The sequence below is a fragment of the Streptomyces sp. NPDC051211 genome (genome assembly GCF_040689505.1).
Classification (GTDB): Bacteria; Actinomycetota; Actinomycetes; order Streptomycetales; family Streptomycetaceae; genus Streptomyces.
In genome coordinates this window covers 45088-55806 of record NZ_JBFBAV010000045.1, presented here as the reverse complement: position 1 = coordinate 55806, position 10719 = coordinate 45088, and the positions used below count along the sequence as shown (strand labels likewise).

Here is a 10719-nt window from a genome sequence, read left to right as displayed (position 1 = left end):
TTTAAACCCCCTTTTCGCGTTTTGCCATTTTTTTTTTGTGTTTTTTGTGGTGTGGGGGCTGGGGGGGGGGGGGCTGGGGGGGGGGCCCCCGCCGACCGTCAGGTCGGCGGGGCCCGGTGATCGTGGACCTCAGCTGGTGGTCAATTGATCAGCCCGCACTGCGAACTCGATGCGTCCTTCGAGAGACTCGAGTCCCCAGGGAGCGACGGAGATCTTGACCGTGTCCGCAGTGTCCGCGCTGTTGCCCGTGGTCAGGATGTCGCAGAGGACGCCCACCTCGACGGGATAGCTGGAGTCGGGGTGGAGGTCCTCACCGCTGAAGACAGGCCACTTGTCAACGAAGGTCCATTGCTGGTGGTGGGCGTCGGTGAAGCGGACTTCGACCAGGCCGGGCTGGGGTTCGTCATCGACCCATCGGACCGCTTCGCAAAGTAGGAAGACCATGGGCAGACTCTGCCATCAGGGCCTGCGGTCGGCAGCCCGATTTTCCAGGCTGCCGATCAGTTGATGGGTGCTCTCAGGGAGCCCTGCGGAGTGGGACGACATCGGGAAGGCCGGTGGGAACTGACGGCCGGGCGGCTTCCGGTGTCGCCAGGAGAGCGACGATGGTGACGGGCTGCTGGCAGTGGGGACAGTTGCGGGTCGCGGTCGGTTCCAGTGGATCTCGCTCCGGGGCCTGCCGATATGTGGGTCGTGTCGCCGGTTTGGGTGCTGGCGGCAGGTCGGGAAGCGCGGGCGATGCCGAGCGGGGGGTCTCCCCGAGTCGACGTGCCCGGTCCTGGTCTCGTGCCCGGTCGCAGCAGCTGGCCAACCAGCTCCGGTCTCTGCTGCGCGAGTACTACCCCTCCGCCCTAGCCGCCTTCGCCACCTGGACGAACGGCCTGTGCCGTCCCGAAGCCCGTGAGCTCCTCAAGACCGCGCCGACTCCAGCCCGGGCTGCGCGGCTGACCCGCACCCAGATCCAGGCCGCCCTCAAGCGCGCCGGCCGGCAGCGGGGCATCGAAGCCGAGGCCGACCGCCTCCGCGAGGTATTCCGGGCCGATTGGGCCCACCAGCCGCCGCTGATCGAAGACGCACTCGGCAAGCAAATGCTTGCCCTCCTCATCCAGCTGGATGCCGCCTGCACCGCCGCCGACAACCTCGCCGAAGCGGTCGAAGATGCCTTCCCCCAGCACCCGGACGCCGAGATCCTGCTCAGCTTTCCCGGGCTCGGCATCCAGCTCGCCGCCCGAGTCCTTGCCGAGATTGGAGACGACCGTGACCGCTTCGCTGACGCCCGCGGCCTGAAGGCATACGCCGGCTCCTCGCCCATCACCCGAGCTTCGGGCAAGAAGTCCGCCATCACCAGACGGTGGGTGAAGAACGACCGGCTCAACCATGCCGGCTACCTCTGGGCCTTCGCCTCCCTGCGGGCATCCGCCGGGGCCAACGCCCACTACCGACGCCGACGCGAACAAGGCGACTGGCATGCGGCCGCCCAACGCAACCTGTTCAACCGCATGATCGGGCAGCTCTATCACTGCCTTCAGCACCACAAGCTGTTCGACGAGCACTCCGCTTTCCCGGCACCGTCGTCGGCGGAAGCACAAGCCGCCTGACCTGGGAGGAAACCTTGCTCACGGTGGCGGCGACGACCGATCACTCGAACATGAGACTCGAAGTGCAGGCGTTCGTTGCGGACGGCCCGCTCCCAGACTGGGACGCGAGCGAAGAAGAGATCGACCGGCGTGAACAGCAGCTCCGTGCGATCGCCAAGCCGGTCACCAGGGAAGAAGCGCAGGCTCTCGTCTCCTGCTTCGGTCCGGACGACTGCTACGGGGTGGCCTGGACCCTGCTGCATCTCATCGAGACCGGCCCGAATCCCGTGCTGACCAGCAAGCCCGCGTCTGGCGCAAACGAGTGGCATCAGCGCCTCTACGACCGCGCCGTGTTCGGAGGCCTCATCCCCTGAACTTGACGGCATAGCAACGTGAGGTGTCTGGGTGCGCAGGCCGGTGGCCGGGGGCTCGGCGGGGGAGCGGGGGGTGAGTTCCTTGACCGCGCAGGCCAAGGCCTCGCTCTGGTGGGGGCGCAGCGGCGGGGGAGCGGTGCGGGTATCGGTCATGGGCTCGCCTTGCTCTCGGGTTCCGGGCCCTGGGGCCGGGTGGTTTTGTTCACGAGTTCCGGTTCTGGCTCTCTTTCCGTGAAGCGTGCACTGTGGGTGACGGTTGGAGGCCATCCTGGCCGCCGGGAAGTTGCCTGAAAATCATCAGTGGCGATCTTGGATGGGCTCAGAGTTCGGGTCCATGAAGGAGACGGTGCTCCGGCTGGAGGAGCTGCTGTTCCCGTCGATCGCGGATATCGCGGTGCTGTCGGTCGAGGTGAACGATGAGGCGGTACTGATAGAGGCCCGGTGCACGATGGCCGGGGCCGACTGCGTTGGGTGCAGAGGCTGGTCGGAGCGGGTTCACAGCTCCTACCTGCGGTTTCCTGCTGATGTGCCCAGTGCGGGGAAGCGGGTTCGGCTGTGTCTGCGGGTCCGCCGATTCATCTGCGGGAACGCGTTGTGCGAACGGCGGACGTTCGTTGAGCAGGTGGCCGGGCTGACCCGGCGGTACGGCCGGTGGACCGAGCGGCTGCGGTCGACACTGGCTGCGGTCGGCCTCGCACTCGCTGGCCGGGCGGGCGCCCGCATGGCCGGTGTCTTCGGAGTGGCAGTCAGCCGCAGCACTGTGCTTCGGCTGGTCGAGGACCTTCCTGATCCCGAAGCACCGGTGCCGCGGGTGGTCGGCGTCGACGAGTACGCGACGCGCAAGGGCCGCTTCTACGGGACCGTTCTGGTCGACGTCGAAACCCGGCGCCCGGTCGGCCTGCTGCCCGATCGGGAATCTTCCAGCCTGGCCGAGTGGCTGGCTGAACGCCCCAGCGTTGAGGTCGTCTGCCGCGACCGTGCTCCGTTCTTCGCGGAAGGAGCCACGATTGGGGCGCCCCAGGCGATTCAAGTCGCAGACAGGTGGCACTTGTGGCACAACCTGAGCGAGGCGGCGGAGCGTTGCGTCGCCAAGCACCGCAGTTGCCTTGGGGTCCTGGCTCGCGAGCCAGCCGAGTCCGCAGTCGCGGCTTCACCGCCCGAGACGACCGGCTCGCCATGGCCAACAGGGCATCGGTTCGCTGACCGCATTCGGGACAGGCATGCCATCGTCCACACGCTGCTGGCGGCGGGCCACAGCCGACGCTCCATCGGCCGCCAACTCCACATGACCCACCGCACCGTCAAGCGCCTCGCCGACGCCGTTGCTCCCGAAGACCTCTTCCAGGGGCAGTGGCAAAATCGCCCCACAGTCCTCGACGAGTACAAGCCCTACCTGGACGACCGCTGGAACCAGGGATGCACCAACGCCTGGGCGTTGTGGGAGGAGATCGTGCCGTTCGGCTACAAGGGCAGCTACCAGCGAGTTCGCGCCTACCTGCGGGAGAAACGCCTCTCACCTGGACCGGTTTCCGCCAGGCCGCCGACCCCTCGAACTGTCTCCGGGTGGATTCTGCGACACCCCGAAAGCCTCACGGAGAGCGAACAATTGCGGCTCAAGGCTGTGCTGGCCCACTGCAGGGAGCTGGACGCCCTCACCGGGCACGTCCGGTCCTTCGCCCAGATGCTCACCGAGCGCGAGGGCGAGCGATTGCCGGAGTGGCTCGATGCCGTCCGGCAAGACGACCTGCCCACCCTCCACACCCTCGCCGCAGGCATCGACCGCGACCGGGACGGCGTCATCGCTGGCCTCACCCTGCCCTGGAGTTCCGGCGTGGTCGAAGGACACGTCAACCGGATCAAGATGCTCAAACGCCAGATGTTCGGCCGAGCCGGCTTCGATCTCCTCCGCAAGCGTGTCCTGCTCTACACGTAGGGCAACGCTTGCGAGCCTGCCGCGGGTGCTGGCAGACGAGCCTCAGGTCGCCATGTGTCGGGTGAGCTCGCGTGACTTCTGCTGCAGTGCCGCTGTCCACTCCTTTGCATGGGGATCCGAAGCCGTCTTGAGATAGCCGCTCTCGGCGCGCTCGGCCGCCTGCCAGTTCACCTCGAAGTTCGCTTTCTCAGCCAAGGCCAGCACCGTGGCAACGAACCCTTCGGACAGGGTGGCCATGACGGCGTGCCTGGTTTTGCTATGCCAGGCGAGCAGGGCGTCGACGAACGCTGCGAATGCGATGGGGTCGATCTGACACTCGTCAGCTTCCATGGGGCCGATGCCGGATGGCACACCCACTTCGGCTTGATAGGCGGTGACCTGGCTCATGAATAGCCGAGACGCCCCGTTGGACGGGTTCCACAGGGTTTGGTCGCCCAAGTCGTAGTACTGGCTCACGTCAGCCTCTCACTGCTGGTCATAGGGGGTCGACGTTACGGTCAGCCAGCCCTCCACGGAAAGTGAGCCAGAGCCCGTTCTCGTGAACAGAGCCAGCCGGGAGGCGGTCGGGTTGGAGGAGCGGTGGGCGTGGTCGGGGCAGAGGTCGCGGCCGTCGCGCAGCCTGCGCCATCCGCGTGTGCGCAGCCAGGCGCGGAGCGCCCGGTGGTGGGGCATCGGGACCGGCGAGTGCCATTCCCGGTCGCACTCGTCGCCGGTCTCGTCGGTGAAGTCGCACCGGATGGTCGGGATGCTTCCGGCGGTCAAGGCCGTGCGTCCCTGGCGGCCCAGATGGCGTACTCCTGGCGGACGTAGCCGCGGGGGTCGGCCGTCCAGGCGGGGTCATCGGTGGTGCGGGGTCCGGTGGTCGTGCCGTTCGCGGCGTCGAAGGCGATGAGCTTGTCCACGATCGTGCGGAGCGAGGTCTGTACTTTGCCGTCGGCGGGGTCGGCGCCCAGGGTCTGCCGGTCGGTCAGGGCCGCGTGGCGCAGCAGCCAGTCGCGGACGCTGATCCTGCCCGCGCGGCGCAGGCGCAGGATCTCCTCGGTCTCCTCCTGGAGGTTGGGGGCGCTGATGTAGGCGGTGTCGGCAGAGAGCGGGGAGTCGGTCATCTACTGCTCCTTTCGGTCGGGGTTCGCGGGCGCGGTGCGGGTCAGGTGCGGGTGTTGCGTGAGCGCCGGACGACGTCGCAGGTGCAGGCGCCGCCGTGAACCATGGCGTGCAGCTCCGGCAGGGCCAGCCGTGGACCTTTTCCGGGGCCCCGCCCGTGCGGAACGCGGTGCGGGTGCTCCGCCACCGCGATTATGCATTCTCGTTGGATGCATTTCAATAGAATGCATCCAGGTTGGGTGGTGGCCTCTCGTGACTGGCGCGCCACGCCCAGCAGACAGACCTCCCCGCGCTACAGTCCTCGCGGCTGGACGCGCACCGCCCACCGCCACGGACCTGGTGACCACGCCACCGGTCAGTGAACGGCCCAGGTCTTTCGAGGCCCGCGACCCGACCCGGCGTTCTCAAGTCGGTGTTCAGCGTGGGAAGGCCGGCGACCAGGGAATCCGATGCCAAAGCACCAGAGCACGGCGCGTGCCCGCGAAACCCAGAAGGCCACAGGCGGGAAGTACACAAAGCTGCTGCGCGCGCAGTCTGCGCCCCCATCGCTCGGCGGACCGTACGCCCCGAGGAATCCGAGAGGTATGCCGAGTACCTCGCTGCACTCCGCGATCGGATCTCCCTGAACTGGCACGAGCCTGCCTCTACGAGCTGCTTGCCACCTCGGAGTACTGCCACGACGACCTGTACGCGCAGGTGGATGACTGGGCCATCGCCGACGGTGTCGGCATGCACGTCCACGCGGTGGACATCGCGCTCCTGCTCCTGGAAGAACTCGGGTGGATTCGGAAGGTTGACGGTGAGCTGCACCGGCTGGTTCTTCCGCAGGAGGACTTGGACTTCTGGGACCGGGAGCTCGCGACGTTTCAACCTGCCGTTTCCAACCCGCAGAAGTACGCCCAGAAGCTGCTCCAGCTGGAAGAGGATCCGGCCCGCTGAAGACCACGCCCCCGGAGCGGGCGCTCCGGGGGCAGGCGAAGCCCTTCTAGTCCTGGGGCTTCCAGGCTCGGATTTCCAGGCCGACGATCGGTGTGCCGGGCTCGATCTTGTGGGTGTCAACGAGCCATTTCTGCACGGCGGCCGCGACGTCGCCGCCGGCCGCGTCGACGAGGGCCTTGAACTCGGCGCCGTCGAACCCTTCCTCGCCCGAACCCGGGCCGCCGCGGTTGTCGGCGTAGGCCCGCTCTTCGGTTCCGTCGCGGCGCTGGACCACGTTGCGGCGGACGCCGGGGGAGTCAGCCCGGCGGCCAGCATCGTGCTTGAAGGCGCCCTTGCGGGCCCTGACGGTGAAGGCGATCTTCCCGCCGTTGGCGGCCGCGTCGTCCACCACCGGCCGCAGCCGGCTCGCGCCGGAGGCGATGTGCTGCTTGCCGGCCTTGGCCAGGGACGAGGACCAGGCCTTGACCGGCTTGCCGTCGGCGCCGATGACCGGCTTGCCCTTGGCGTCCTTGACCGTCCACTCGGCACGCACCCTCGTCTTGCCGCGCACGCGGGCCTTGTAGCCCTCGCGGTTGAGCCGCGGCTTCACGTGCCCGGCGGCCAAGGCCTTCAGGCTCGCGATGTCCCGCGGGCCGCCGGCCTGCACCTCCTGGACCACGGCTCGCAGCGCCTCCACCATCGACGCGCCCTTGTTCTTGGTGAAGAACTGCGAGACCAGGCTGGGGTTGCGGCCTAGGATCTCGCCGACCTGCTTCCGGCTGAACCCGGCCCGCTCCAGCTCCGAGGTCAGCCGGGCGGCCTCATTGCGCTGGGCGCCCCGGCCGCCCGCGGGCTTCCTCCTACGCGGCGTCACGCGGCCGCCTCCTCGTCCTCGTCGTCACACTCGTGGTCGGAGTACACCGGGCTGTCGTCCTCGAACAGGCCGTCGCCCTCCTCGCCACAGCCATGGCAGTGCCACTCCGCGCTCCACACCACCGCGCCCTCCCGGCCGCAGTCGTGCCCGGAGTCGACGGTGTCCTCGTCCTCCCACTGGGCCTCGCCCGAGGCACCACAGGCCGGGTGCTCCCATTGCCCGCCCCACACCACGTCGGCGCTCACATGCCCTCCGATTCGTAGGCCTGGCGGCCCAGCTCCTGAAGGACGTAGAAGTCCTCGTCCGTGCGGGGGGTGGTCTGCTCCCAGGCCATGCGGCCTTTGAGCAGGTAGTCGCCCGGCTCACCGCCATACGGCCAGTCGACCGGCGCCGAGGTGTAGATGGCGTCGGTCCGGAACGCCAGGATGCTTCCCGGCGGGAGGTGGAGTGCGCCGGCCTTTAGCGGCTTTCCGGTCTCCGGGTCCTTCGAGCTGGTGCTCACCGACAGCAGGGCCGCCCGGGCTGCCGACCACACCCCGGCCGCCCACTCCGGGTGGGCGTACTGGTCTCGCCCGAACCCCTGATTGCGCTCCCAGGTGACGTGGGTGTCCGTGATGCCCGTCAGCCGCGCACCTTCCGGCAGCTCGGGAACTTCGCCGCTGGCGCCCAGCTCCAGCGAGCCGGTCGTGATCCGTGGCCGTTGCGCGAACGTGCCGATGCCGTACAGCAGGATGCTGCGCACCGCACGGGAGGCCAGAGCGCAGGCCTTCTTCTGCTGCTCGTCGCCGTGGTGCTCGGCGATGGCCCGCAGGGAACGCCAGGCCTTCTGCAGCTTGGTGCTCCAGCTCTTGAGCGGGTCGCCGGACTCCCAGAGCAGGCCGTCGAGGATCTCGATCCGCCACGGCGCGATCGGGTTGCGGAGCGCGAGGTTGACCTCGGCGCCGCCCGCCCAGGTGGTGAAGGTCCGGCCGCCCTCGTATGGGTAGTGCCAGGACCGTTCCCCGGGCGCCGGGGCCGGGAGCAGCCCGACGTGGTTCCAGTCCTTCGGGATCGTCACCCGCACTTGCCAGTGCGACGGCGCGAACAGCGCGTTCGTCTGCTCCTTCTCGGTCATGGCCGCGAACCGGGCGGCGGTGATCCGCTGCGGCACGCCGACCCCGCTTGCCCAGGTGTGCTTGGCGTACGCGAAGGTGCGGTCGACCTCGTACCAGCCGGGCACCCGCTCCGGCACGCGCGGCGGCGTGATCAGCTCGGTGCGGCCCTGCCCGGCGGTGGCGTGCAGTAGCCCTCGGATCTCCTGCGACATGACAGGGAAGCCCTCCGCCCACTTCGCGCCGGCCTTCATCGGGATGGTCCGCGACCACAGGTCCCGCCCGGTCTGCGACGGCGACCCCATGAGGACCACGTCCTCGAAGTGCGGTCGCAGCGCCTTCCACAGCTCGACGAACGCGGCGCGCACCGTCGCCGGGTCAGCGCCCTCGGGGTCGAACCACTCGCCGACCGACCGGATCTCGATGTGCTGGTCGCCGCGCTGCCAGCGACCCACCGGGTTGCGCGGGTGGACCAGGTGGCCGGCCTGCCGGTCCTTGCCACGCGAGGACTCCACCGTCCAGCCCTCCGGGAGCGGGCCGTTCAACCACGCGGCTACGGCGTCCTTCAGGAAGTCGTGCCGCTCGCTGGACTGGTGCCACGGGTCACCCGCAGTGACGTAGATCCGCTCGACGGAGGCAGTGTTGGGCACGGCGTAGACGGCGGTCAGGATCTGCGACACCGTGGCCTGGCCCAGGTCGAGGCGGACCGTGCCGCCCTGCCACACCAGCACGCCAGTGGCGGTGTCGAGGAAGGCCATCTGCCGTACGGCCTGCCGGAAGTTCGGCCGCTTCGACGCCAGACCGGGCTCGGCGTGGAACCACCGGCCCCCCTCGGTTCCTTCGGGAATGGAGGGCAGGACGCGCTCGGCGCCTTCGGTCTCAGCGCCGGTCGGCGGCGCAGTGGCCTCGGCCTGCCCGGGTTCGCCGAGCACCTCCAGGTCGAAGGCGCCCTCGGCGGTCGCTGCGCGGAGGCGTGCAAGAGCTCCGGCCCGGTCAGCGGCCTGGGGCTCCTCCGAGGCTGATACCACAGCCGTTTCCTTGATCGGCTCTGCGGGCGTCTGAGCGGTCGGCTGGTCCACGGCGGCGGATTCGGTCACGGGGACCTCTACCGGCGCCTCAGGGGCGCCCTGAGGGGCCAGAGAGGGCACCAGCGCCACGATGTCGATCACCGCGAGACCGGCTGCCGTCGCGATCCGGTCCGAGGTGGCCTTCTCGTAGACGCCGAGTTGCCGGATTTTCTCGGCCCGGCGGTCGCGCAGCTTGCCGACCTTGGCCTGCAGCTGGGCCAGCTCGCGCTCCAGCGGCTTGAGTTCGTCACGTACGGCCCGCAGCTCACTGAGGCCGGCCGAGTACTTCTTGTTGTCCATCAGGTCCCCCTCAGGTGTTGGCCATGTCGACGAAACGCGACAGGTAGAGCTGCTGCGCCACGGTGATCGTCGCGGTCGGCCCGTTGCGGTGCTTACCCACGATGATGTCGACCTCGCCAGCCCGCGGGCTTTCCTTCTCGTACGCGTCATCGCGGTACAGCAGGATGACCATGTCCGCGTCCTGCTCGATCGAGCCGGACTCACGCAGATCCGAGACCTGGGGCCTCTTGTCCGCCCGCATCTCCGGCCCCCGGTTGAGCTGCGACAGCAGGATGATCGGCAAGTGGAGCTCCTTTGCCAGCAGCTTGAGGCTCCGCGAGATATGGCTGACCTCCTGCTCCCGGCTGTCGTGCCGCTTGCCACCGCTCTCGGTCAGCTGCAAGTAGTCGATGATGATCTCTGCTAGGTCGGGGACCCGAGCCTTGAGGCGCCGGCATTTCGCTTGGATCTCGGCCAGGGAGCGCGCGCATTCGTTGATGTACATCGGTGCCTCGCTGTACCGCTTTGCCGCGACCGCGAGCCGGCCCCATCCCGCCTCGTCGAGCGTGCCCGAGCGGATGTGGTGGAGGGCGACGTCGCCTTCAGCTGACAGGCATCGCATGTTGAGCTCGTCGATGCTCATCTCCAGCGTGATGAAGGCCGCTGGGCGGCCGGCGCCAGGGATGGGCTGGCGGTTCTTCCCGCGCGGCATCGTGCAGGCGCGCGCAAAGTCCATGGCCAGGGTGGACTTGCCCATGCCGGGACGGGCGGCCACCACGATGATCTGTCCTGGCTGGAAGCCGTTCGTCAGCGAGTCGAGGTCGCTGAAGCCGGTTGTGACGCCGCTGAGCTCGCCGCCGGACTCGGCGGCCTGGATCATGTCGAGCGTGCCTTCGAGGGTGTCGCTCGGGGTGAAGAAGTCGTCCTGGCGGTCGCGGCCTTCGGTTACTGCGGCGATTTCCGCAGCGGCGGCCGCGGTGATCTCGTCGAGCTCGCCGACGCCCTCGTAACCCATCTGGACAATCCTCGTGCCCGCGGTCACCAGCCTGCGCAGGACGGCCCTCTCGCGGACGATCTCGGCGTAGTACTCGGCGTTCGCGGCCGTCGGAACTGACTGCACCAGGGTGTGCAGGTAGGAGGCACCGCCGACTTTCGCGAGCTCGCCGGACTTCTGAAGGGCGTCGCCGAGGGTGAGGGGGTCGACCGGATCGCCCTTGGCCATCACCTCAAGGATCGCCCTGTAGATCGCCTGGTGAGCGGGGCGGTAGAAGTCGTCGGCTGCCAGCAGGTTGGACACGTCGGTGATGGCGGTCTTCGAAAGGATCATGCTGCCGAGGACCGACTGCTCCGCGTCGAGGTCCTGGGGCGGAAGTCTTTCGAAGGCCTGGCGGTCGGGCTGGCTCCGGGCGGAGCGGAAGGTGGGCTCGATGTACGGCTCGGCCTCCGCCGGCGCCGCGGGGGGTGGGACACTGGTCATGGATCTCTTCCTGTCAGGTAGTGGT

11 protein-coding genes and 1 pseudogene are annotated in these 10719 nt (G+C 68.6%); 4 read left to right on the top strand and 8 right to left on the bottom strand.

Translation table 11 applies throughout. The features are described 5' to 3' along the window. Window positions 1-129: 129 nt before the first annotated feature. Window positions 130-444, bottom strand: a complete 315-nt coding sequence (locus tag AB0447_RS30635; protein ID WP_366480096.1) for a hypothetical protein — start codon at window positions 442-444, stop codon at window positions 130-132. A 335-nt stretch (window positions 445-779) separates the two neighbouring features. Between AB0447_RS30635 and AB0447_RS30630 the strand changes: the two are divergent. The 3 genes and pseudogenes from AB0447_RS30630 to AB0447_RS30620 form a co-directional block, all read left to right on the top strand. Next, window positions 780-1598, top strand: a pseudogene (locus AB0447_RS30630) (transposase); the annotation flags it as partial. A 23-nt stretch (window positions 1599-1621) separates the two neighbouring features. After that, window positions 1622-1951, top strand: a complete 330-nt coding sequence (locus tag AB0447_RS30625; protein WP_366480097.1) for a hypothetical protein — start codon at window positions 1622-1624, stop codon at window positions 1949-1951. 334 nt (window positions 1952-2285) lie between these two features. Next, on the top strand, window positions 2286-3884 hold the full coding sequence (locus tag AB0447_RS30620; RefSeq protein ID WP_366480095.1) for an ISL3 family transposase: 1599 nt from the start codon (window positions 2286-2288) through the stop codon (window positions 3882-3884). Window positions 3885-3926: 42 nt separating this feature from the next. Here AB0447_RS30620 and AB0447_RS30615 read toward each other — a convergent pair whose 3' ends face one another. Genes AB0447_RS30615 through AB0447_RS30605 form a run of 3 tightly spaced genes read right to left on the bottom strand, consistent with a single transcriptional unit; the run spans window position 3927 to window position 4990 of the window. Next, window positions 3927-4340 (bottom strand): DUF6086 family protein, encoded by a 414-nt coding sequence (locus tag AB0447_RS30615; protein WP_366480094.1) that lies wholly within the window; start codon window positions 4338-4340, stop codon window positions 3927-3929. Window positions 4341-4349: 9 nt separating this feature from the next. Further along, the gene (locus tag AB0447_RS30610) at window positions 4350-4646 is read right to left on the bottom strand and encodes a hypothetical protein (RefSeq protein ID WP_366480093.1); all 297 of its coding nucleotides are present in this window, start codon (window positions 4644-4646) and stop codon (window positions 4350-4352) included. Continuing rightward, window positions 4643-4990 carry a hypothetical protein gene (locus AB0447_RS30605; RefSeq protein ID WP_366480092.1) on the bottom strand — a complete coding sequence of 116 codons (348 nt, stop codon included), beginning with the start codon at window positions 4988-4990 and terminating at the stop codon, window positions 4643-4645. Before AB0447_RS30605 ends, AB0447_RS30610 begins: the two co-directional genes overlap by 4 nt. Before the next feature lie 727 nt (window positions 4991-5717). On the opposite strand from AB0447_RS30605, the gene AB0447_RS30600 reads away from it, so the two are divergent. Next, a complete protein-coding gene (locus AB0447_RS30600; RefSeq protein ID WP_366480091.1) occupies window positions 5718-5927 on the top strand; it encodes a hypothetical protein in 210 nt (69 codons plus the stop codon). Window positions 5928-5973: 46 nt separating this feature from the next. On the opposite strand, the gene AB0447_RS30595 is transcribed toward AB0447_RS30600, so the two are convergent. The 4 genes from AB0447_RS30595 to dnaB are packed head-to-tail and all read right to left on the bottom strand — an operon-like array spanning window position 5974 to window position 10694. Continuing rightward, window positions 5974-6780 (bottom strand): hypothetical protein, encoded by an 807-nt coding sequence (locus AB0447_RS30595; RefSeq protein ID WP_366480090.1) that lies wholly within the window; start codon window positions 6778-6780, stop codon window positions 5974-5976. Continuing rightward, window positions 6777-7025, bottom strand: a complete 249-nt coding sequence (locus AB0447_RS30590; protein ID WP_344330330.1) for a hypothetical protein — start codon at window positions 7023-7025, stop codon at window positions 6777-6779. The genes AB0447_RS30595 and AB0447_RS30590 overlap by 4 nt, the downstream gene beginning before the upstream one ends. Then, window positions 7022-9238, bottom strand: a complete 2217-nt coding sequence (locus tag AB0447_RS30585) for a Mucin-19 (RefSeq protein ID WP_366480089.1) — start codon at window positions 9236-9238, stop codon at window positions 7022-7024. The genes AB0447_RS30590 and AB0447_RS30585 overlap by 4 nt, the downstream gene beginning before the upstream one ends. Window positions 9239-9248: 10 nt before the next feature. Next, a complete protein-coding gene (gene dnaB / locus AB0447_RS30580) occupies window positions 9249-10694 on the bottom strand; it encodes a replicative DNA helicase (protein ID WP_366480088.1) in 1446 nt (481 codons plus the stop codon). Window positions 10695-10719 lie beyond the last annotated feature (25 nt).

What these genes read in the sequence shown, in the direction of transcription:
- AB0447_RS30635 (WP_366480096.1), bottom strand. Translation starts at nt 444, where the DNA reads ATGGTCTTCCTACTTTGCGAAGCGGTCCGATGGGTCGATGACGAACCC.
- AB0447_RS30605 (WP_366480092.1), bottom strand. Translation starts at nt 4,990, where the DNA reads ATGACCGACTCCCCGCTCTCTGCCGACACCGCCTACATCAGCGCCCCC.
- AB0447_RS30600 (WP_366480091.1), top strand. Translation starts at nt 5,718, where the DNA reads ATGCACGTCCACGCGGTGGACATCGCGCTCCTGCTCCTGGAAGAACTC.
- AB0447_RS30585 (WP_366480089.1), bottom strand. Translation starts at nt 9,238, where the DNA reads ATGGACAACAAGAAGTACTCGGCCGGCCTCAGTGAGCTGCGGGCCGTA.
- AB0447_RS30620 (WP_366480095.1), top strand. Translation starts at nt 2,286, where the DNA reads ATGAAGGAGACGGTGCTCCGGCTGGAGGAGCTGCTGTTCCCGTCGATC.
- dnaB (WP_366480088.1), bottom strand. Translation starts at nt 10,694, where the DNA reads ATGACCAGTGTCCCACCCCCCGCGGCGCCGGCGGAGGCCGAGCCGTAC.